Origin of the sequence: Collinsella sp. CLA-ER-H4 (genome assembly GCF_040092395.1) — a bacterium.
In the GTDB taxonomy this organism is placed as follows: domain Bacteria; phylum Actinomycetota; class Coriobacteriia; order Coriobacteriales; family Coriobacteriaceae; genus Collinsella.
In genome coordinates this window covers 267,307-288,177 of sequence record NZ_JBBNLQ010000002.1, presented here as the reverse complement: position 1 = coordinate 288,177, position 20,871 = coordinate 267,307, and the positions used below count along the sequence as shown (strand labels likewise).

19 protein-coding genes are annotated in these 20,871 nt (G+C 59.5%); 7 read left to right on the top strand and 12 right to left on the bottom strand.

The window, feature by feature from the left end; translation table 11 throughout:
- Positions 1–2,766, top strand: a complete 2,766-nt coding sequence (locus tag AAAX34_RS03330; RefSeq protein WP_349109957.1) for an ABC transporter permease — start codon at positions 1–3, stop codon at positions 2,764–2,766.
- 116 nt (positions 2,767–2,882) lie between these two features.
- On the opposite strand, the gene AAAX34_RS03325 is transcribed toward AAAX34_RS03330, so the two are convergent.
- The 4 genes from AAAX34_RS03325 to AAAX34_RS03310 all read right to left on the bottom strand — a co-directional run bounded on the left by AAAX34_RS03325 (position 2,883) and on the right by AAAX34_RS03310 (position 7,361).
- Positions 2,883–3,203 (bottom strand): hypothetical protein, encoded by a 321-nt coding sequence (locus AAAX34_RS03325; protein ID WP_349109956.1) that lies wholly within the window; start codon positions 3,201–3,203, stop codon positions 2,883–2,885.
- Positions 3,204–3,657: 454 nt separating this feature from the next.
- A complete protein-coding gene (locus AAAX34_RS03320; protein ID WP_349109955.1) occupies positions 3,658–4,596 on the bottom strand; it encodes a helix-turn-helix transcriptional regulator in 939 nt (312 codons plus the stop codon).
- A 459-nt stretch (positions 4,597–5,055) separates the two neighbouring features.
- The gene (locus AAAX34_RS03315; RefSeq protein ID WP_349109954.1) at positions 5,056–6,135 is read right to left on the bottom strand and encodes an ATP-dependent 6-phosphofructokinase; all 1,080 of its coding nucleotides are present in this window, start codon (positions 6,133–6,135) and stop codon (positions 5,056–5,058) included.
- Between the two features lie 140 nt (positions 6,136–6,275).
- Positions 6,276–7,361 (bottom strand): carcinine hydrolase/isopenicillin-N N-acyltransferase family protein, encoded by a 1,086-nt coding sequence (locus AAAX34_RS03310; protein ID WP_349109953.1) that lies wholly within the window; start codon positions 7,359–7,361, stop codon positions 6,276–6,278.
- Between the two features lie 161 nt (positions 7,362–7,522).
- Here AAAX34_RS03310 and AAAX34_RS03305 point away from each other — a divergent pair, with 161 nt between their 5' ends.
- The 3 genes from AAAX34_RS03305 (at position 7,523) to AAAX34_RS03295 (ending at position 9,988) form a co-directional block, all read left to right on the top strand.
- A complete protein-coding gene (locus AAAX34_RS03305) occupies positions 7,523–8,908 on the top strand; it encodes a M18 family aminopeptidase (protein WP_349109952.1) in 1,386 nt (461 codons plus the stop codon).
- 215 nt (positions 8,909–9,123) lie between these two features.
- Positions 9,124–9,504: a hypothetical protein gene (locus AAAX34_RS03300; protein ID WP_349109951.1), complete on the top strand. Its 381-nt coding sequence runs from the start codon at positions 9,124–9,126 to the stop codon at positions 9,502–9,504.
- A 16-nt stretch (positions 9,505–9,520) separates the two neighbouring features.
- Positions 9,521–9,988, top strand: a complete 468-nt coding sequence (locus AAAX34_RS03295; protein ID WP_349109950.1) for a PIN domain-containing protein — start codon at positions 9,521–9,523, stop codon at positions 9,986–9,988.
- An 80-nt stretch (positions 9,989–10,068) separates the two neighbouring features.
- Here the strand turns inward: AAAX34_RS03295 and AAAX34_RS03290 are convergent, their stop codons facing one another.
- The 3 genes from AAAX34_RS03290 to AAAX34_RS03280 form a co-directional block, all read right to left on the bottom strand.
- Positions 10,069–11,004, bottom strand: a complete 936-nt coding sequence (locus AAAX34_RS03290; protein ID WP_349109949.1) for a D-2-hydroxyacid dehydrogenase — start codon at positions 11,002–11,004, stop codon at positions 10,069–10,071.
- A 129-nt stretch (positions 11,005–11,133) separates the two neighbouring features.
- Entirely contained in the window at positions 11,134–12,021 is an 888-nt protein-coding gene (locus tag AAAX34_RS03285) for a methionyl aminopeptidase (RefSeq protein ID WP_349109948.1), read from the bottom strand.
- A gap of 160 nt (positions 12,022–12,181) precedes the next feature.
- Positions 12,182–12,958: a radical SAM protein gene (locus AAAX34_RS03280; protein ID WP_349109947.1), complete on the bottom strand. Its 777-nt coding sequence runs from the start codon at positions 12,956–12,958 to the stop codon at positions 12,182–12,184.
- 225 nt (positions 12,959–13,183) lie between these two features.
- Between AAAX34_RS03280 and AAAX34_RS03275 the strand changes: the two genes are divergently transcribed.
- The 3 genes from AAAX34_RS03275 (at position 13,184) to AAAX34_RS03265 (ending at position 16,454) form a co-directional block, all read left to right on the top strand.
- Positions 13,184–13,981 carry an alpha/beta hydrolase gene (locus tag AAAX34_RS03275; RefSeq protein ID WP_349109946.1) on the top strand — a complete coding sequence of 266 codons (798 nt, stop codon included), beginning with the start codon at positions 13,184–13,186 and terminating at the stop codon, positions 13,979–13,981.
- Positions 13,982–14,192: 211 nt separating this feature from the next.
- Positions 14,193–16,073 (top strand): HD domain-containing phosphohydrolase, encoded by a 1,881-nt coding sequence (locus tag AAAX34_RS03270; protein ID WP_349109945.1) that lies wholly within the window; start codon positions 14,193–14,195, stop codon positions 16,071–16,073.
- Positions 16,074–16,097: 24 nt separating this feature from the next.
- Positions 16,098–16,454 (top strand): Hpt domain-containing protein, encoded by a 357-nt coding sequence (locus AAAX34_RS03265; protein WP_349109944.1) that lies wholly within the window; start codon positions 16,098–16,100, stop codon positions 16,452–16,454.
- A 104-nt stretch (positions 16,455–16,558) separates the two neighbouring features.
- Here the strand turns inward: AAAX34_RS03265 and AAAX34_RS03260 are convergent, their stop codons facing one another.
- From AAAX34_RS03260 to AAAX34_RS03240, 5 genes are all read right to left on the bottom strand, one after another.
- Positions 16,559–17,368, bottom strand: coding sequence for a gamma-glutamyl-gamma-aminobutyrate hydrolase family protein (locus tag AAAX34_RS03260; RefSeq protein WP_349109943.1), 810 nt, complete (start codon positions 17,366–17,368; stop codon positions 16,559–16,561).
- A 52-nt stretch (positions 17,369–17,420) separates the two neighbouring features.
- Positions 17,421–18,185, bottom strand: coding sequence for an amino acid ABC transporter ATP-binding protein (locus AAAX34_RS03255; RefSeq protein WP_022094659.1), 765 nt, complete (start codon positions 18,183–18,185; stop codon positions 17,421–17,423).
- Positions 18,186–18,220: 35 nt separating this feature from the next.
- Positions 18,221–19,054 (bottom strand): amino acid ABC transporter permease, encoded by an 834-nt coding sequence (locus AAAX34_RS03250; RefSeq protein ID WP_329738393.1) that lies wholly within the window; start codon positions 19,052–19,054, stop codon positions 18,221–18,223.
- The gene (locus AAAX34_RS03245) at positions 19,051–19,710 is read right to left on the bottom strand and encodes an amino acid ABC transporter permease (protein WP_349109942.1); all 660 of its coding nucleotides are present in this window, start codon (positions 19,708–19,710) and stop codon (positions 19,051–19,053) included. The genes AAAX34_RS03250 and AAAX34_RS03245 overlap by 4 nt, the downstream gene beginning before the upstream one ends.
- Positions 19,711–19,848: 138 nt before the next feature.
- The gene (locus tag AAAX34_RS03240) at positions 19,849–20,844 is read right to left on the bottom strand and encodes a glutamate ABC transporter substrate-binding protein (RefSeq protein WP_349109941.1); all 996 of its coding nucleotides are present in this window, start codon (positions 20,842–20,844) and stop codon (positions 19,849–19,851) included.
- Positions 20,845–20,871: the final 27 nt, after the last annotated feature.

Here is a 20,871-nt window from a genome sequence, read left to right as displayed (position 1 = left end):
ATGGACCAGGACCGCCAAAACAGCCAAAACTATGATACGGAGCACGCGGGCCGCGACCGGGAGTTCGCGACCTACCGCACCGCTCAAAGCTCAAACGATATGGTGCCGACGGTTTTCCGCCGTGGTGTCTACCGCACGATTCGCGGCAGCCTCAAACGCTTCTTGTCCATCGTCGTGATCACCGCGCTCGGCGTGAGCGTGATGTGCGGCCTCAAGGCGGGTTGCGAGGATCTGTGCGATTCGGTCGACGCTTACTTTGACCAGCAGAATGTTTACGACATCAACGTGCAGTCGACCTATGGTCTGACCGATGACGATCTTGCTGCGATCCAAGAGGTCGATGGCGTCGAGACGGCCGAGGGCATCTATACCGAGACCGCCTACACCGCCGTGGGCACAACGCGCGAGCGCGTGGTCGTGCAAAGTCTCTCCAAGGAGAACATCGACCAGCCGGTGCTCGTGAACGGCGATTTGCCCGAGAGCGCCGATGAGGTCGCGGTGACTTCGAAGTTCCTGAAGGCTTCGGGCAAAAAGCTCGGCGATACGGTGAGTTTTGCCGCCAATGACGCGAGCTCGTCGAACCAAAGCGCCAAGGATCAGTTTGCCGCGGGCGATTACACCATTACGGCCGAGGTCCTCGATCCCACTGATGTGAGCTCCGACTCGACAGTCAACGCCTTTCGTGCTGCTTCGGCGGCAGACTATAAGTTCTATGTGAGCGAGGACGCCGCGACGTCTTCGTCCTATTCTGCAATCCACGTGGTCGATGAGGGGGCCAAGAGCCTCAACTCCTATTCGGATGCCTACGCGGCAAAGATCAATGAGGTCAAGGGCAATATCGAGAAGATCCGCGAGGAGCGTGAGAAGGCGCGCGCTCAGGAGCTGACTGTCGACACGCCGGCAAGCTTGGATGCGGCCGAGCGCCAGGCGAATATGCTCTTTGGGATTGAGCAGGACAACATCAATCGCATGGCAGAGGGCAGCGAGGAGCGCGTGCAAGCGCAGGCCGACCTGGACCAGCGCCGTGCCGCTGCCGACCAACAGTTTGCCGACGCCCGCGCCGAGCTTTCCGACCTGGGCGAATGCACCTGGTACATCCAGGACCGCGGCAATATCGCAAGCTACTCGAGCGTGGAGAGCGATAGCTCGTCAATTGAAGCCATCGCCACGGTGTTCCCGTTCATCTTCTTTATCGTCGCCGTGCTCATCAGCCTTACCACCGCCACGCGTATGGTCGAGGAGGAGCGCACGCTCATCGGCCTGTATAAGGCGCTCGGTTATTCGCGCGGACGCATCCTGTCCAAATACGTGGACTATGCGCTGTGGGCTTGTCTGATCGGCGGCGTGCTCGGCAACATCATCGGATTTGTGGGCCTGCCGCTGTTCCTGTTTACGGTGTTCGACGACATGTACTCACTGCCCCAGATGCTGCTTTCGTACGACATCGTGTCCTCGATCGTCTCGGTGGCGCTGTTTGCCGTGGGCGTGGTGGGCGCCACGATTATCGCCTGCCGCCACGAGATGGCCGAGACCCCAGCCTCGCTCATGCGTCCCAAGGCCCCGCGTGCCGGCTCGCGCATCTTGCTTGAGCGCATCGGCTTTATCTGGCGCCGCATGGGCTTTTTGAACAAGGTGGCAGCACGTAACCTGTTCCGCTACAAAAAGCGCGCCTTTATGACCATCTTTGGCATCGCGGGCTGTACGGCGCTTGTGATTTGCGGCATGGGCATTCGTGATACGTCGGTCGCGCTTTCGCCCAAGCAGTACGGGCATATCACACGCTACGATCTGCTGGCAGTTGCCAATCCCGACGATTTTTCGCAGACGTGCGCGGCGCTCGACGAGCGCAGCGCGGCCAAGGATTCCAACGTGACCGTGACTTCGACGCTGCCGATTATGACCGACAACGTCACCTTTACATTCGGCGGAAAGAGCGAGACCGTGCAGCTGATCGTGGTGCCCGATGACCGCACGAACGATCTGGACGACTACGTTCGCCTTGAGGATGAGTCCAAAGAACCGCTCGCCTTGCGTGACGGGGACGTGTGCTTGAGCAAGAGCTCGCAACTGGTGCTGGGGATTCAGCCGGGCGACACAGCACACGTCCAGGATTCGTCACTCAACGTCGCTAAGGTCAAGGTTAGCGACATCTCGCTCAACTATCTGGGCAATACGCTTTATATGACGCAGGGCACCTATGAGCGCGCGTTCGGTCGAAGCGTGCGCCTTAACGGCGTCTTTGTGCTGCTTAAGGGCTCATCTTCTGACCAGATTGCGTTTAGCAAGAAGATTAAGAGCGACGGTTGGCTCACCATCTCGAGCACGGCCGAACATTGGCAGAACTACGAGGCGAACTTTACGATTATCAATTCTGTCGTGGTGCTCGTGACCTTTATGGCGGCGTGCCTGTCGTTTGTGGTGGTGTTTACGCTGTCCAACACCAACATTTCGGAGCGCGAGCGCGAGCTGGCGACCATCAAGGTGCTGGGCTTCCGCCGTGGCGAGGTGCACCACTACGTCAACAAGGAGACGTTGATCCTCACGGCGATTGGCGCCGCGTTGGGCGTGCCGCTGGGCGGCCTGCTTGCCGAGAGCTTTACGTACATCCTGCAGATGCCGTCGCTGTACTTTGACGTCGAGGTCGAGCCGCTGAGCTACGCGCTTGCCGTGGTGCTTTCCTTTGGCTTTACGTTTATCGTCAACCTCGCTACCAATCGTACCCTCAACAAGATCGACATGGTCGGCGCCCTCAAGAGCGCCGAGTAGCCTGCCAAAAAGGGACAGGTTTATTTTGGCAGGTTTTATCTGGGCAAACGCCGGACAACCATTAGGTGGTCCGGCGTTTGCCCCGTTTTGCTGGGGATGTTTGTCGTTCAGTGCTCTTACTGGCCAATCCAGTGTCGCGCATAGCTCTTAATGTCCTCGGTAAAACCGTCAAGGTCGTCAAGGGTGATCACGCTGTCGATAAGCAAATTGGCTATCTCGCGGTGCATAGTGCTGCGGCGAATGTCGTTTGCAATTACGCCTGAGGACAGCTTGTCTCTATTGAGGCGCTCTTCTAGTGCCCAAAATCTACTGGACGCTTCGCTGTCGCCGTTCAGCATCTCAACGTACTGACCGATGAGCTTTTCCATATAACGTTCTTGCCATTGAGGAAGCATTTTCTTAAACAGCTTCCAGTCGCTTTCGGCTACGTCGCGCATATGTCCTCCGCTCGTCAAACGGGCTTTCCATTTGCCTTTCATTTTATTTGGTTTTCGCTTGCAGGCGCGGACGAGAGGCTCTCTTTAGCCTTCGAGATTGGGCTTGAATGGGTCGTATGCCACAAAACGGGCCTATCTACTACGTTTAATCGGATACCCTCAACTATGTCGGGAAAACGAAAAATAAAACCGCAGGTAGAAGGCCTGTCGATTTTCGAAAAAGGCGGTCATGGTTGGTCCCATCGAGTTAAACGTAGTAGATAGCCCCTTTTCTTGGCGCTCGGTCAGCTCGATGCTAATCTCCGTGCCGGAACTGACTCAGTTGTTTGTAAGTTGCGGTGATATACGGACTGTTTGGCGCTTTGGAGCCTCAAAACAGTCCCTATTTCACCGCAACTTAGGAGGGATGGTTCGGGGGAGTACTAGTTGGGTGCTGCTGTCGGGCTGGGATGGTTTAGGCTCGCTTGCGATGCTTCCATTGTTTACGGCACCAACGCATGAGTGCTTTTACGACCGGGATGGTGATGAGGATTACCCAGGCGGGATGGGGCTGCCCCAGGCAAAGCCACATATAGAGAAACCATGCAATGGCGGCTGCTGGATAAACGCCGTCAATCAGCTTGGACAGGCGGCGTCGATCGATAAAGTCGCCAAGCGCGTAATAGACGGGAATCAAAAAGACGAGGAAGAGTCCCGTAGCCCATGTGCCGTAGACAATGCCGAGCACCAGATAGGCGAGGGCGACAAGCGCGGGGAAGGGGAATTTGTTCCATGTACGTCCGACCTTGGTGTGGAAATGCTTGCCATGATGGTCGAGCTTGTCGTGTGCTTCCTTCCAGCTGGAAAACGTCTCGCCGTCGATGGTGACGGTGCCGTCGTCATTGGTGTGCACGCTATGTCCATCGTCCTCAAGCGTATCGATATGCAATCCGCCTGGCCCCACATGGACCTCTTCACCCTTGCGCTCGTTAGCTACATGAATGCCACTCCAGCCAACATGAACCTCTTCGCCTTTGTTGGGATCAATAACGTGGATGCCGCGCGCGAGGGAAATATCGACAAGTGGCTTATCGCTGCAATCAGCGTGCTCAGCAGAAGCCTCAGCCTCTTCAGCCTTATCTGAAGCTTTGGTGCCGGCGTCGCTGTCCTGTGCCTCATCATCAGCCTGCGAGTCGTCAGTGCTAGCCACCGCCTCCCCATACAGCAGCTCATCCAGCGACACGCCATACAGCGCGGCGAGCGCAATAAGGTTATCGGTATCGGGCGAGGATTCGCTGCGCTCCCATTTACTGACAGCCTGACGACTCACACCCAGCTGGGCGGCAAGCGCCTCCTGAGAAAGCCCGGCAGCCTTGCGGCGATCAACGAGCCGCTGCGCCATCGCAAGATCCATGACAGTTCCTTTCATGTGGTGATCGTAATCGAATGAGCCGAGTATGCCGAGAACAGCCAGTAGCGACCAGCATTTCTAGTTAGAATCTGCCCCAACCCTACCGCAACTACCGGTAGCAACCCCTAACGACCAGCCATTTCAGGACAAATGTCAGTGCAAGTAGCAGCCAAGAGCCCCCACTCAGTAAGTTGCGGTGGAATAGTTCCTAAATTCAGCCATTTGCGGGCTAAGCAAGAACTATTTCACCGCAACTTAATTTCAGACCAGACACCCGCAGCAAGAAGACGAATAGCCTCGGCCTCCCTAGTTGCCGCAGGAGGCCCCAGGGCTTACCTCCCAAATCTTTCCGCAGGACGGAAGGACCCCGCCGCGCGAAGCGCACGGCGGGATCCAGACATGTCCGAGGACGATTTGGGAGGTAAGCCCTGGGGCCTCCGATGGGGGCGGTTCCAGCCGAGGCTATTCGTCGCCGAAGCTGATGCCCAGCGCCTTGGCCTCGCGCACCAGATCGCTCTGGGGGTCGACATACTTGAGCTTGCCGGCGACATCCTCGAGCGGCATGTGGCACATCTTGCCGTCGCGCAGGGCGATCATGTAGCCAAACTCGCCGCGCAGGCAGCCAAGCGCGGCCTCGACGCCGCACTGGGTCGCAAAGATGCGGTCCTGAGCGTCGGGCTGGCCGCCGCGCTGCGTGTGACCGGGGATAGCGACGCGGGTCTCGCGACCGGTCTTGGCCTCGATCTCCTTGGCGATGTCGTAGACGATCGACGGGCTCGTGCGCTCGGCGAGCTTCTTCTTGTACTCCTTCTTGGACAGCGCCGCGTCTTCCTTGGAGATGGCGCCCTCGGCGACGGCCACGATGGTAAAGCGGCTGCCGGTCTCCATGCGATGCTCGATGGTCTTGATGACGTTATCCATGTCGTAGGGAATCTCGGGAATCAAGATGACATCTGCGCCGCCCGCGACGCCGGCATACAGCGGGATCCAGCCAACCTTGTGGCCCATGATCTCGATAACGAACACGCGCCCGTGACTCGACGCGGTGGTGTGGATGTCGTCGATGCACTTGGTAGCGACGTCGATGGCGCTCGTAAAGCCAAACGTCAACTCGGTGCCCCAGGTGTCGTTATCGATGGTCTTGGGCAGGGCGATAACGTTGAGGCCCTCTTCGCGCAGGCGGTTGGCGGTCTTGGTGGAGCCGTTGCCGCCCAGCATAAACAGGCAGTCGAGCTGCAGCTTGTGATAGGTGTGGACCATTGCGGGCACCTTCTCGACGCCATCGGCCTCGGGAACATCCAGGCGCTTGAACGGCGTACGGCTCGTGCCCAGGATGGTGCCGCCGCGGGTGAGGATGCCACTAAAATCGGCGGGCGTCATGACGCGGAATCTGCTGTAGATAAGGCCCTGGTAGCCGTCCTCAAAACCATAGATCTCGATAGGTTCTTCGCTATTGGTCATAAGCGTTTTGACGATGCCGCGCATGGTGGCGTTTAGTGCCTGGCAGTCGCCGCCACTGGTAAGAAGACCGATCCTAAGCATGATGAATCCTTCCGGGCAAGTTATAACATGCGCATAAGTTTACCCCCGCACACTGTTGATACGGGGGTAAAACGTGTTAGCTCAAGCGTATGGAAATGTAAACAACGTCAGGCGAGCGTAAGGCCGACGGGTCTGGCTCCTTACAGTGCGAAGGCGTCGACGTCGCCCCAGTGGCGGCGCAGCGTAATAGCGGCGGCGGGTTCGGTATTGTCAAAGACGACCGACCATTGCGTATTGCTGGTGATGTCTTCCGGATTGGGTTCTTGCGCTGCGGCGCGCAGGGCTTCCCAGACAATCGTTTCGTCCTGGGCACCGACATGGGCGTCAAGGACATCGGCGATCGCGACGGCGCGCTCTTTGCCATGGCCCAGCTCGCCATTCTTTTGGTTGGGCAGCACTTCGTCGCCATAGCAGGCGTAGAAGTTCGTAACCTGGCGTACGGGAGTCGCTTTGAAAGCGCGGTCCGGATCGCGCGGATCCCACTCTACTACGTGCGCGTCACCGGCGGCGTCGTTGATAAAGAAGTGGTAATCGCGTCCTGCCATGGCGTGCATGTCGTAGGCGGAAAGCAGGTCGACAGCTTCTTGCGTGGTGGCGGCACGGTCGAGCACCAGACGGATGGCGAGCGAGGTATTGATGACGGGACGTTGCGTGTCCTGGTCACAGGGCTTGGAATCCAGAGTGAGTACGGCAATGGACACGCCGCATTCGTTAACACCGTCGAGCTGGGCAAACGGGCCCATCAACGCCGCGGCGCGTCCGGCGACGGAGTCAAGCGGAGTGTTATCGCCCAGGTTGTTAAGGGCGGCAAGCCCGATGGAAGCATAGCCGCCGCGTGGGTGATTGCGCACCAGCAGCGCCGAGGTGTCGTCCTTAAAGTCGTAATTGCGACCGGTGCGCACGCGGCCTTCGGCATCTACGGCGACAAAAGCGCTGCAGGCAAACTGGGGCGCCTGGACATGTGCCGGCACACCGGGCAGCACCTGCGCCACCACGGCATCGATGTAGGCCTGGTCGTCGCGCACGCCAGCGGCGATGATGCGATCGAGATCGTAGTCGTAGGCGATGTCGATTGCGTACAGGTCATAGCCATCCGCGTAGCCGGTCAAGCGTTTGAGCGACGCGGCGGACTTGATTTGCTTGTGATAAACGATACCGGTGGCAGCGGCAAGGCCGACGGCGACTCCCGCGACACCGCAGGTGATGGCAATGTTACGTGGCTTCATGACGGCTCCTCTCGTCCTGTTAGCGCAATTGTCGCAAAAGGAGCGCGGGCATGATGGCTCAACTTGGTGAGTGGCGCGGAATTAAGCACGGAATGAAGAGTGCGGCGCTGGCGTGGCGGGGTATGCTGGAGGGGACCATCAACCCAGCGAAAGGGGAGAGCATGACGGATCAGGAAACGCCCGAGCGCGCGCATGTGACGGCCGATGATATCGAGGCCGCCAACGACCTTATCGACTTTATCGAGGCATGCCCCAGCATGTTCCATACGGCGGCGACCATTATGGCCGAGCTCGACGAGGCGGGCTTTACCTACCTGCCCGAGAATGCGGCGTGGGACATCGAGCCGGGCGGGCGTTATTACACGCAGCGCAACACCTCGAGCGTTGTTGCCTTTAAGGTGGGCGAGGACCTGGCCGCGACGTGGGGCGAGGACGGTGTTGCCGGTGACTATCATTTTCAGCTCACGGCGTCGCACAGCGATTCTCCGACGTTTAAGGTCAAGGCCGTGCCCGAACTTGACGGTGCGGGCGAGACGCTGCGTCTGAACATCGAGGCCTACGGCGGCATGATCGACTACACTTGGTTCGATCGCCCGCTGGCGCTCGCGGGCCGCGTACTGGTGCGCGAGGGCGACCGTATCGAGAGCCGTTTGCTTGCTACCGAGCGCGAGGTCGCTATCATTCCGAGCCTTGCCATCCACATGAACCGCGGCGTTAACGAGGGCTTTGCTCCCAACCGAGCCGTCGACCTGTGCCCGCTCATCAGCGCCGGCGAGCTTAAACAGGGAGATTTTGACGCACTGATCGCTGACGAACTGGACGTTGAACCCGAGCAGATCCTAGGTCGCGATCTGTTCCTGGTCAATCGTCAGGATGCGCGCATTTGGGGCTGGGCCGACGAGTTTATCTCGACGCCCAAGCTTGACGACCTGGCCTGCGCCTATACCTCGCTGCAGGCATTTTTGGGTGCCGAGAATGCGCATGACATCTCGGTCTTCTGCTGCTTTGATAACGAGGAGGTTGGCTCCGAGACCAAGCAGGGCGCCATGTCGACGTTCTTGGCCGACGCGCTGCGCCGCATCAACGGATCGCTGGGCTTTGACGACGAGTCGTACCATCGCGCACTTGCCGCCTCGATGCTTGTGAGCTGCGACAACGCGCATGCCGTGCATCCCAACCACGCCGAGAAGTGCGACGCCCGCAATCAGGTTGTGCTCAACGGCGGTATCGTTATCAAGGAAGCCGCCAACCAGCATTACTGCACCGATGCCTTTAGCCGCGCAGTGTTCCAGGCTATTTGCGATGACGCCGACGTGCCCACGCAGGCCTTCGCCAACAAGAGCGATATGGCGGGTGGCTCCACGCTCGGCAACCTGTCGAACATGCAGGCGAGCATGCATGCCGTGGACGTGGGCCTGCCGCAGCTGGCCATGCACTCAAGCTACGAGACCGGCGGCGTACGCGACGTGATGTACGCCATTCGCGCCCTCACGGCTTTCTACGAGCGAAACCTAACCATCAACGGCGCCGAAAGTGTGGAGCTCTAAAACCTGCTAAAAGGGACAGGTTTATTTTGGCAGGTTTTATCTGGACGAATGCAAAGGGTGAAACCGAACTAGATCGGTGATACGTAGCCGCCGAGGTGCAGTGTGCCTCGGCGGCTTTTTGTGTACAGAGTACGGCTAATGCTTATAAATGCTATACATGCTTTACGTATCTACCATAGAGTTTTATGATGATTGTAAAGTATTAAGGAGAGGTCATGACCACAACAGCCGCTCAGATCAACGTACGTCTCGATGCCGATCTTAAAAGGAGTGGGGACGCCGCTCTCTCCAGGGCCGGTATGACGCCGAGCCAGGCGGTGCGAGCGCTCTGGCGGCTTGCAGCGTCGCTGGCCGATCGCCCCGGTGCGCTCGAGGATATCCTGCTGCCTAGTCGTGCCCGGGCGGAACAGCGCGAGCGCGAAAAGGCCGCCAAACGTAAGCTCGAGCTCATGGATCAGGGGTCGAAGCTGTTCGCTGCCGCTTGCCGTGAGTCGGGAATCGATATGGTCAAGGCTCAGCCATCGGACGACGAAGAGCTCAAACGGAATGCCTATGCGGATCGCTATGGCGAGGAGATGAGCTGGCTCTATGAGTGAGGCTCCAAGGCGCATCTTGGTTGACACCAACGTGTGGCTCGATTACTTCATTCCCCAGCGACGTGGTCGTTCGGTGGCGATTGAGTTTTTACGCGATGCATGCACGGCGCAGGTGGATTTGCTGTATGCGGCGACATCGTCCAAAGACCTGTTCTATTTGATTTCAAGCGAACATAAGGCATGGTATCGGCGCGAGCATGGCTCACTATCCCAAGACGCCGCCGTGGCGGCGACATCACTTGCATGGGATTGCCTCGACGTGTTGTCGCAACTTGCCACGCCGGTACCCTGCGACCTGAGTGACATATGGATGGCGAGCAAGCAGCGTAATCTCCATAGCGATTACGAAGACGATTTAATCATCGCTGCGGCAATGCGCGCAAAGGCAGATCTCCTGGTCACCAACGATGCCAAACTCTGTTCACACGCACCCGTCGCAGCAATGAGCGTAGAAGACGCAAAGAATTACTTAGCAACGCTCTAGCAATTTGAAGACCCCACAGGTTGGCCAAACGGCAGGTTCGCAGCGTCGACCGGTCCGCCGTTCGTTAGAACGGCGGAACCCTAATGTTCGATCCAGCAGCGGAGGGTCTCGCCGGCCTGCAAGTGACGCAGGTTCTCCGCTGCGATGTCGACGACGTTGTTGAGCGTGGCGGCTAGGTGGAACCAGCCGGAGACGTGTGGCGTGATGAGCATGTTGGGCGCATCCCACAACGGGCTTGTCGCGGGCAGCGGCTCGGGGTCGGTGACGTCGACCGTGGCACCGGCGAGATGACCCGACTCCAGGGCGGCAACCAAGTCGTCGGCGACCACAAGGTCGCCGCGGCCGCCGTTGGCAAAGAAGGCGCCCGGTTTCATCGCGGCGAAGAACTCGGCGTTCGCCAGGCCGCGGGTCTCGGGTGTGCTGGGCATAAAGGATGCGACGATGTCAGCCTCGGCCAGGCGCTCGGACAGGGCGTCCATGCCGTCCATGTCCTCAAACACAATGGGATAGACGAGCGGATGGCGCTTGATGCCGCGGACGTGCGCGCCCATGCTGCGGCAGAGCGTGGCAAAGTGGCCGCCGATATCGCCCGCGCCCAGCACCAGCACGTTGGCATTTTTGAGCGAGGTGACCGGGCCCAAGTCCTCCCAGCGATGCTCGCGCTGCAGGTCCTGGTAGCCGGGCAGGTGCTTCATCATAGACAGCACCATGGCAAACATGTGCTCGCTTACGGCTTGGCCGTAGGCGCCCACCGAGCAAGACAGTTTGGCGTCGGCCGGCACGGTGCCGGCGGCAAGGTAGTCGTCATAGCCGGCGGTCTGCAATTGCAACAGTTGGAGATGCTCGCATGTCGTGAGCATGTCAGGGTCGATGTTGCCCAGGATCGCGTCGGCATCGGCGATCTGCTTGCGCGTGGCGGTGTCGGCGCTCGTGTAGATAAAGTCCTCGCCCGGAGCGCTCGACTCGAGGATCGCGCGATGGCGGTCGTTGACGGGCAGCAAAACCAGGATGTTCACAAGCAGTCATCTCCGCTCAGCCTGCCAAAAAGGGACAGGTTTATTTTGGCAGGTTTTATCAGGCAAAACGTTCAAATAAAACGCCGGATGCAAGACGAGCGTGCCCGTCAGCATCCGGCGCATCTGCGGCTACCAGCTCAGCAGCTCGTAGCCGTCCTCGGTCACCACGAGCTGTACCTCGCACTGAGCCGAATCGCTGCCGTCCTTGGTGCGCACGCACCAACCGTCACCCTTGCTAATCTTGATGTCGGGCGCTCCGGCGTTGACCATGGGCTCGATGGTAAAGACCATACCCGGGGCCATGATGGTGTCCACATCGGGCGCCTCGGTGGTAAAGCCTACAAACGGGTCCTCGTGGAACTCCTTGCCAATGCCGTGTCCGCCGTACTCGCGCACCACGCTAAAACCGGCGTTCTCGACCGTCTTTTGCACGGCCTCGGCCATAACGGACAGCGGAAGCCATGGCTTGACGGCTGCCAGACCCGCCTCCACGCTGGCGCGGGTGACGTCTACCAGGCGCTGGCGCTCGGCAGAGACCTCGCCGATGCAGAACATGCGGCTCGAATCACTAAAGTAGCCGTCCAGGATCGTGGAGCAGTCGACGTTGATGATGTCGCCCTCGTGCAGCACGTCCGTATCGCAGGGGATACCGTGACAGACCACATCATTGATCGAGGTGCACACACTCTTGGGGTAGCCCTCGTAGTTGAGGTCGGCCGGCGTGCCGCCGTGCTCGACGGTGTAGTCGTAGATCATCTGGTCGATCTGGTTGGTGGTCATGCCCGCGGCGATGTGCTCGCCTACGTAATCGAGCACGCCCACGTTGATGGCGGCCGAGCGCTTGATGCCCTCGATATCGGCGGGCGTCTTGTAGAGCGTGCGGGGCAGAACCTCCCAGCCCTCTTCCCACAAGCGCTCGAGGCGCTCATCAAAGGTGCTATGGCATTTCTTATATTTTTTGCCGCTGCCGCACCAGCAAGCGTCGTTGCGGCCGGGCACGGGTCCTTTGTCAAACATGGCTAACTTCCTTTCATCCGCAGCTAGTATAGCCCACCCACGCGTCCATATAAGTTGCGGTGATATAGTTCCGATTTAAGCGGTTTAACAGCATAAATAGGAACTATATCACCGCAACTGATGGAGCGGGATGGCGGGCACTGGCTGCTGCGTGGTTTTGCTAGTAGCTCACCTGGCAGGGAATGCCGAGGGCGCGCACGCGCGCGGCAATGGCGTCGAGCACCTCGGGCGCCGCTTTGGCAAGGCCGGCGACCGGTGTCTCGCGCGCCACCGTGTAGATGGTCGCTTCTTGTGGGCGAATGCGCTCAAGCGCCGCGAGCCAGGGGGCGACGTACTCCTCGCCGGTGTTGTCGATGAGCTTGCCCTGATACTCGCCGTTCAAAAAGATCGTCTGGATAATAACGTGACCGTCAAAGCTTGCGAACGTCTCGATCTGGTGCTCTACATCGTAGGGGCCAACGGGCTGGTCGAGCAGCTGGATAAACGCCGAGTCGGCGGTATCGAGCTTAAGAATGTTGTCGTCGACCATCATGAGCGCGTCGTGCACCTCGGGGCGGTCGGCGCGCGTACCGTTGGAGAGCACGGCGATTTTGGAGTTTGGGGCAAGCTCGTCGCGCAGCGCGACGGCGCCGGCGATGGCCTGCGGAAACTCCGGTGCGGCGGTGGGCTCGCCGTTGCCTGCGAAGGTGATCACATCGGGGAGTTCGCCCTCGGCTGCCATCTCGCGCAGCTTTGCCTCGAGCGCGTCGAGTACCACGGCAGCTGTGTTGTGCGGCTCATGGCAGGGGCGCTCGGCGTTGAGGCCGTTTTCGCAGTAAATGCAGTCGAACGTGCAGATTTTGCCGCTGGCCGGCATCATGTTGACGCCGAGCGAGAGACCAAGGCGACGGCTGCGAACGGGCCCAAAGATGGGGCTGGCATTCAAAAACGTAGACATAGGCATATGCTCCTCAAGACAATTGTGCCTAAGCATAGCATCGGCTCCAAAGCAAGGTGCGGGCTCTTGCTTTACAAGTTTCGTTTTTTCACGTCGCTCATTATGCCGTGCCATGAAAAGCCTCGGGTCGGGTACAGTTAATCTGTTAACAAGGCGTAAGGCAATGCGGGTCCATCCAACCGCACTGACGTGCAACTGGATGAGCATTGATGATGGGGGCGCAACATGGATTTTACGGTCGAGAATGCGGGCACCACGATTGCCTGTCGCGAATATGCCGGCCCGGATGTGTCGCCTGATACTCCTGCCTTGGTGTGCGTGCACGGCGCTTGTGTCGACGGCACATTTTTTGACGGTATCGCTTGTGAGCTCAGCCGCAACTACCGCGTAATTGCCTACGACCGCCGCGGCTGCGGTGGCAGCAGCGATGCGGCAGACGGCAGCTATGATCTTGCCGCTCAGGCCGCCGACCTGCAAGCCGTGATCGAACACGTTGGCGCTCCGGCAAATGTGCTTGCGCATAGCGCCGGTACGTTGGTGGCGCTGGAGCTTCTTCGCACCGAACCCCATCTCGTCGCCCGTGTGATTCTGCATGAGCCGGCTGTGTCGGCCGAAGGCGTCGGTATGGGCGCAGCTCCGGTTTTGCTCGATATGATTGCGGCTGGAAAGGTTTCAAGGGCGCTCCGGCTTTTCTTGGGAGCTCTCGGCGACTTGGACCCCGAGGCTCCTGGGACGACCGAAGCGGAAGTCAAACATGCCCTGCGCAATGGTCGTTGCTTTATGGCCAATGAATACGGAACAAATATGACATATGCTCCCGACTGGGAGCGCGCCCGCGCGTCAAAGGCGGTGTCGGCCGTGTTTTTGGGCGAGCTTTCGGTCGATACACCTCGCGAGGCTGGTACGCGAGCGGCTGCCGAATATCTCGATTGCCCCCTTGTGACGATCCCGGGCGCGCATAACGGTTTGCGCGATCGCCCCGTTACGGCGGCAAACGCCGTTTGCGATGTCTTGGAGCGTTAGCACGCTCGATGACCTGCGGGGAGAGGGGCTGTTAGCGTTTCGTCATTGTTAACGAATGCGCCCATAACCGCGCGCCCGCGGCTCCGTTACCGCCGTTTGCCAGGTCATAAAAATGTAACGATAATCGCGCGTTTGCCTTCAGCTGTTAGATGTTACCCTTGTACCAATTGATATGCACCGTTGCCGTGCGTAACGATAGGAAGGGCCCCATATGCTCAATAATCACGAGGTCAATCTAACCGACGAGGAGGCTGCCGCCGAGGTCGCCCGCGTCGCGAAGACCTACCCCGTGGTGCGTTTGTTGTCGGCCGATCAGATTAAGAGCGAGCCTAACTGCTTGTTCGCCGGCGATCGCTGCCCTTGTCTGCGTCAGTCGAGTCTTGAGGCCTTGGCAGGTTCCGATGATGTATCGGAGCAGCTGCTCAATGATGGTACCGAGTACCGCGCTCGCCTGCGCCCTCTGAAGGTCGAGGGCGAGCCTCACGTCCTGCTGATGGTGCGTCCGATCGATGAGCAAGAGGCTGCAGAAGAGGACCTCGTCTACACCGACGTGCTGACGAGTGTGCGCAATCGCCGATATTACGAGGAAAAGCTCCGTAGCGCCCGCATGAATGCCGGCGTTGCGGTGATCGACCTTGATGATTTTAGGGTCTTCAACGATACGTGTGGCCGTCATGCCGGCGACCTTGCGCTCGGTGCTGTGGCGACAGCCATACGCAGCGGAATTCGTTCGACTGACGAGCTTGTACGCTATGGCTGCGACAAGTTTGTGGTCGTCATGCCCAATATTCCCTCCGATGACTTCACTCGTCGCCTGCATCAGGTGTCCGATGCCGTTCATGCCACGATTGTTCCGGGCCATGAGTACGTGAGCTTGACGGCATGTGTTGGCGGTGTTCGCATTCATGGCGAGACGGTCGATGAAGGAGTTGGCCGCGCTGTCCAGTTATTGAGCCGCGCTAAGGCAAAAGCCGGTACGGTCGTGACCGATGCCGATTCCATCGAAGCCTTCCAAAGCGAAAAGCCTTTGGTGCTTATTGTCGATGACTCCGAGATGAACCGAGCCATTCTCAACGAGATGCTCAAGGACGAGTATTGCATCCTCGAGGCCGACAACGGTCGTACGGCGCTCGACATGGTCGACCGCTATGGCGATGAGTTGTCGCTCGTGCTGCTGGATATTGTCATGCCGGGCATAAGCGGCTTTGAGGTGCTGGCCGATCTGTCGCGCCGATCGGGTATCGACAATCTGCCTTTCATCATGATTTCGAGCGAAGATTCCGATGATATGGTTCTGCGCGCGTACGAGCTGGGCGCCTCGGACTATATCAACCGCCCGTTTGACTCCCGTGTCGTGCGCCGCCGTGTAAGCAACACCATCCGCCTATACGCCAAACAGCGCCGCCTGACGAGCCTGCTGTCCCAGCAGTACAACGAGCGCGTCAAGAACAGTCGCATGCTCATCGACATCATGGCCGGCGTCATGGAGCTTCGCAACGGCGAGAGCGGCAGGCACGTTACGAACATCGAGAAGCTGACCGAGCTGCTGCTTGACTGTCTGGTCCAGCGTAGCGACACAATCTCCCTTGACAATGAGGAACGCTCTACGATTGCCCTGGCTTCGGCGCTGCACGATATCGGCAAGATGTCGATTGACGATGCGATTCTCAACAAACCCGGGCGCCTTACGCCCGAGGAGTTCGAGATTATGAAGGCGCATACCACGTTGGGCGCCGACATGTTGCTTGAGCTGGGCCGCCATCACGTCGGCAATGCGCTTATGGAATATGCGTACCAGATTGCGCGTTGGCATCACGAGCGCTGGGACGGCAAGGGTTATCCCGATGGCCTTAAGGGCGACGAGATTCCCATTGCCGCGCAGGTGGTTTCGGTGGCCGACGTGTATGATGCGCTGACGAGCGTGCGTGTGTACAAGGACGCTATCCCGCACGAGGAAGCAATCCAGATGATCCTGGACGGTAAGTGCGGTACCTTTAACCCGCTGTTGCTCGACTGCCTGCTCGAGGTGCAAGACCGTATTGCCGAGACGTTGGCACGCCCCGCCGATGTTGTCGCGTTTCCCACGATTTAGTTTGACCAAAGGAGTTTTTAACCCATGATTTCCATGCGTGAGGCGTATGAGAAGATCGGCGCTAATTATGATGACGCGTGCGCTCGGCTGATGGGCGAGGAAATGCTTAGTCGCTTTGCCCTCAAGTTTTTGGATGACGAGAGCATGGACAAGCTGGAGGCTGCCATGGCGGCGGGAGACGCTGAAGGTGCGTTTATGGCAGTGCATACGCTCAAGGGCGTGAGCCAGAACCTGGGATTCGATAATCTGTACGAGCCGGCGGTTGTGGTGACCGATGCGCTGCGCGGCGCCGATGCCGTTGACGGCGCACGCGAGGGAATGCATGCACTGCAGCAGCAATATGCGGCTACGATGTCGGCCCTGCGCGAAGCGGCTGAATAAGAGCTTGCGAGCCTTGGGCTGTGTGCCTGCCGCATATAGGCAAAAGGGTGCCCCGCCGGACCATGTGGTCGGCGGGGCACCCTGTCTGTTGTGCGGTTCGCGAGCTAGCGGGCCTGCTTTACCTTGGCCGCTGCCTCGACAAACGACTTCCACAGGTTAAAGTCGGTCTCGAGCGTCATCCACGTGTACTCAGGATGCCATTGCACGCCCAGGCAGAATGGCTGGCCTTCGACCTCGATGCACTCGGGAACGCCGTCGGTTGCCTTGGCGACCAAGCGCGTGCTTTTACCCAGACGATCGACGCAGCAGTGATGTGCCGAGTTGGTCTGGATCAGCCTGTGCCCGCCAACCGCGCGCTCCAGCAGCGAGCCCGGCACGACCTCGACGGGGTGCACGGGATCGTTGAGTACGTGGGTATGGCGCCACTGCGTGCGGCCCTCGCGCGCACCCAGGCTCGGCACGTCCATGCACAGGGTGCCGCCGGTGGCGACATTGAGCAGCTGCGTGCCTCGGCAGGTGGTAAAGAGCGGCTTCTTGGCGCGAAGCACCTCGTTAACCAGCTTAAACTCAAAACGGTCGCGAATCTCGCAGCACAGCGTGGGGTCGTAAGGACGCTCGTCGCCCCAGCGTTTGGGGTTGACGTCCGGGCCGCCGGGAATAGCGATACCGTCAGCGATTTCCACGTAATGACGGATAACATCGACGTCTTCGGTAATAGACATCTGCAGCGGCAGGCCACCGGCGGCAAGGATGGCATCGACAAAGACACTTGCGATTTCCTCGTTGGGGGAGAGCGTCTCGCTCAAAAACGGTTTTGCCTCTTCCCAACGCGGCGCGACGAGGATGAGCGGACGGTCGCCGGGGGCAACGTCGACGTGCGGGGTGTATGACGATGAAGTACGAGTTCCGATCATAGGTGTAACTTTCGAGTTTGGATGGTCATGGCGAGCGAACATGGCAATTGAGCTAGTGGCCCTTAATGGAGTTGAGGAAGTCCTGGGCGCGCTTGGTCTGGGGGTGGTCGAAGAACTCGTCGGGCGTGCCGGTTTCCACGATCTGACCGTCGGCCATAAACACGACGCGGTCGGCTACGCGGCGGGCGAAGTTCATCTCGTGCGTGATGACGATCATCGTCATGCCTTGCTGGGCCAGACGGACCATGACCTCGAGCACCTCGTTGATCATCTCGGGGTCAAGGGCGCTCGTGGGCTCGTCAAAAAGCATGGCCTTGGGTTGCATGGCAAGTGAGCGGGCGATAGCTACGCGCTGTTGCTGGCCGCCCGAGAGCTGTGCGGGCACCTTATCGGCCTGCTCGGCAACGCCCACGCGGCCCAGCAGGTCCATGGCACGCTCGCGGGCCTCGTCCTTGGAGACGCCCAGCACGTCGACCGGTCCCAGCATGACGTTCTGCAGTACGGTCATATGCGCGAACAGGTTGAACTGCTGAAACACCATGCCCAGCTCGGCACGCATGCGGGCAAGATCCTTGCCTTCCTGCGGCAGGGGCTCGCCCTCGATGAGGATCTCGCCCGAGTCGATGGTTTCCAGGCGGTTGATGGTTCGGCACATGGTCGACTTGCCCGAGCCCGAGGGGCCAATCACCACGACGACCTCGCCGCGGTCGACCGAGAGATTGATGTCGTTGAGGACGTGCAGATCGCCATAGTGCTTATCGACGTGTCTGAGCTCGATCAGCGGCTGATTGCCGGTGGAAGAGGTGCTCTGTGCCATGTGCTCGGCTCCTTATGACTCGAAATGGTAAAGCGTTAGCGGATGATGGTCGCGCCGGTCTTGTGCGAAACGTAGACAGCAGCCTTGTTAATCGCGACGTTGATGAGGATATAGATGACCGCGATAACCAGGTAGACCGACACGAGGGCGTCGTAGTTGGTAATGAGCACGCGGGCGTTTTGCATGAGGTCGGGGTAGCTCACCACATAGGCGACGGTGGTGTCTTTGACTACGACCACAAGCTGCGAAATCAACGACGGAATGATAAACCGAATGGCCTGCGGCAACACGATTTTAAAGGTGATTTTAGCTTTGGAGAGACCGAGTGCCTGGGCGGCTTCGACTTGGCCGCGCGGTACGGCGTTGACACCGGCACGGAAGATCTCGGCGAGTACGCCGGCGGCAGCGAGCGCGACGGGAAGCGTGAGCATCCAAAACGACGGCAGCGCGATCTTGTACTGGGGCAGCACCAAAAAGAAGAAGTAGATGAACAGCAGGCTCGGCACGCCGCGGAAGAAATCCGTGAGCACGCGGCAGACCAGCTGCAGCGGCTTAATGTCGCTGGTACGGCCGAGCATAAGGGCTAAGCCCAGCACCAGCGCGATGGCGCCGGCGGTGAGTGCGACTTTAACGGTGCCCTCAAAGCCGGCAAGCAGGAACTTCCAGGTGGTGAGGTGCGTAAAGAAATACCAATAGTGGACCGAAAGCTGGCCGGTCACATAAAAGCGCTGCAACACGAGGGCGAAGAGCACGGCGACGGCAACAAGCGAGATGGCGGTGCCGATGCGAATCTTGGCGCGCATTTTGGGGCCGGGAGCCTCGTAGAGCGCATCGCGCATGGTGAGCGCGGAGGTGGAGTGCTTGCTCATCGGAGGATCCTCACCTTCTTATCAATGTAGTTGCCAATGTGGCTCACCACAAAGGCCGTGCCCAGGTAGCCGAGTGCCGAGATAAAGAACGCGGCGACGCCGCCGAGCGAGCGGGTATTGATGTAGCTCACCACGCCGGTGAGCTCTTGCGGCTTAAGCGGCACCTGACTGCCCAAGGCAGTGGTGAGCATGACGGCGATAAAGAGGTTGGTCATGGGCAGCACGCTCGAGCGCAGCGCCTGCGGAATCACGATCTTGGCGAGGATGCGGTTAAAGCTCATGCCCAGCGAGCGGGCGGCTTCGACCTGACCGACGCCGACGGTGTTGATGCCGCTCATAAAGTTCTCGGAGCCAAAGGCCGAGCCCAAAAGGACCGTGGCGACGATAACGCAGGTGCGGTAGGGCAGAACGATCTTAAGCGGCGGCAGCGCGTAGACGACGATGATGAGCAGCGCGATGCCGGGGATGTTACGGAAGACCTGGACATACAGGTCGCCAAAGACGCGCAGCGGCTTGAGCGGCGACACGCGCATCACGGTGACGGCGACGGCCAGCACCATGGCGATGGCAAACGACTCAAGCGTCATGCCCCAGGTTGCTAGCAGGGCGTCGATATAGTTCTGGCCATAGAGCGACCAAAGCTCGGAGAGACTCATGCGGACCTCCTGCCGATAAGGAAAGGGGCTCCCGTGTGTACGGAAGCCCCGACAACTCAGTGAGAAAACAGTTTACCGCAATAAAGCGCATCATGCGTTTCCATATGGTTTCGTTGCGGCCGTTACCAGGCTTGCTGCCTAGGCGCCGATCTCGGGCAGCTCGGGAACATTGGTGTCGCCCGTACGGTCGCCGATGCAGATCTGCCACAGCTCGGTCCAAGTGCCATCGTCCTCAATCTTCTTAAGGAAGTCGTTGACAAAGGCGACACCGTCGGAATCGAGCGGCAGACCGATGCCATAGGGCTCCTTGCTGCCGAAGGGCTTGCCGGCGATCTTGTACTTACCGGGCTCGCGGACCAGGGCGCTCTGCTGCATGTTGTTATCGATGACGTAGGCATCGACGCGGCCCTGCTGGAGTGCCTGGCGGGCCTCCTCGTCGGTCTTGAACTCCTGCTGGCTGGCCTTGGGAGCGAACTCCTCCAGGATGGCAGGGCCGTTGGAGCCGGACTGGACGGCGACGTTCTTGTCGGCCAGGTCGTCGACGCTCTTGATGTCGTCGTTATCGGCGAGCACCAGGATGGCCTGCTGGGTGTAGTAGTAGGGGCCGGCGAAGGAGACGAGCTTCTTGCGCTCATCGGTAATGGTGTAGGTGGCAAAGACAGCGTCGACCTGGCCGTTCTGCAGGACAGACTCGCGCGTGTCCGAGGTCACCTGGGTGATCTCGACCCTGTTCTCGCCCAGAATGTAGTTGGACAGGAGCTGTGCGATGCCGGCGTCGAAGCCGCGGGTCTGACCGTCCTTCTCGTTGAGGAGGGAGAAGAGCGTGGAGGTCTGAACGCCACCGATCTTAAAGACGCCGGCGTCCTTGACGGCCGTGGCCCAGGTGCTGGCGGCGATGGCGTCGTCATCGGCCTTGGGGCCGTCGTTGACGAGCTTGTCGAATGCCTTGGCATCGAGCGTGGCGGAAACCTCGGTATCCTCGGAGCCCTTGGGGGAGCCGGCGGCGGAACCCTTGTCGGCCTCGGCGCTGGTGTCGGAGCAGCCGGCAAGACCAAGGCCGGCGACGGTTGCGAAGGTGGCGGCAACGAAGCCGCGGCGGTCGAGAACGACCTGCTGGGAGAGGTTCTTGCTCATGGTAGAACACCTTTCTCAATAAAATCC

Bases quoted from the DNA above. Each gene is read 5' to 3' on its own strand.
- AAAX34_RS03275 (WP_349109946.1), top strand. From the start codon at position 13,184: ATGGATTTTACGGTCGAGAATGCGGGCACCACGATTGCCTGTCGCGAA.
- AAAX34_RS03325 (WP_349109956.1), bottom strand. From the start codon at position 3,203: ATGCGCGACGTAGCCGAAAGCGACTGGAAGCTGTTTAAGAAAATGCTT.
- AAAX34_RS03260 (WP_349109943.1), bottom strand. From the start codon at position 17,368: ATGATCGGAACTCGTACTTCATCGTCATACACCCCGCACGTCGACGTT.
- AAAX34_RS03250 (WP_329738393.1), bottom strand. From the start codon at position 19,054: ATGAGCAAGCACTCCACCTCCGCGCTCACCATGCGCGATGCGCTCTAC.
- AAAX34_RS03330 (WP_349109957.1), top strand. From the start codon at position 1: ATGGACCAGGACCGCCAAAACAGCCAAAACTATGATACGGAGCACGCG.
- AAAX34_RS03300 (WP_349109951.1), top strand. From the start codon at position 9,124: ATGACCACAACAGCCGCTCAGATCAACGTACGTCTCGATGCCGATCTT.
- AAAX34_RS03315 (WP_349109954.1), bottom strand. From the start codon at position 6,135: ATGCTTAGGATCGGTCTTCTTACCAGTGGCGGCGACTGCCAGGCACTA.
- AAAX34_RS03240 (WP_349109941.1), bottom strand. From the start codon at position 20,844: ATGAGCAAGAACCTCTCCCAGCAGGTCGTTCTCGACCGCCGCGGCTTC.
- AAAX34_RS03255 (WP_022094659.1), bottom strand. From the start codon at position 18,185: ATGGCACAGAGCACCTCTTCCACCGGCAATCAGCCGCTGATCGAGCTC.
- AAAX34_RS03245 (WP_349109942.1), bottom strand. From the start codon at position 19,710: ATGAGTCTCTCCGAGCTTTGGTCGCTCTATGGCCAGAACTATATCGAC.
- AAAX34_RS03310 (WP_349109953.1), bottom strand. From the start codon at position 7,361: ATGAAGCCACGTAACATTGCCATCACCTGCGGTGTCGCGGGAGTCGCC.
- AAAX34_RS03285 (WP_349109948.1), bottom strand. From the start codon at position 12,021: ATGTTTGACAAAGGACCCGTGCCCGGCCGCAACGACGCTTGCTGGTGC.
- AAAX34_RS03320 (WP_349109955.1), bottom strand. From the start codon at position 4,596: ATGGATCTTGCGATGGCGCAGCGGCTCGTTGATCGCCGCAAGGCTGCC.
- AAAX34_RS03265 (WP_349109944.1), top strand. From the start codon at position 16,098: ATGATTTCCATGCGTGAGGCGTATGAGAAGATCGGCGCTAATTATGAT.
- AAAX34_RS03305 (WP_349109952.1), top strand. From the start codon at position 7,523: ATGACGGATCAGGAAACGCCCGAGCGCGCGCATGTGACGGCCGATGAT.
- AAAX34_RS03270 (WP_349109945.1), top strand. From the start codon at position 14,193: ATGCTCAATAATCACGAGGTCAATCTAACCGACGAGGAGGCTGCCGCC.
- AAAX34_RS03280 (WP_349109947.1), bottom strand. From the start codon at position 12,958: ATGTCTACGTTTTTGAATGCCAGCCCCATCTTTGGGCCCGTTCGCAGC.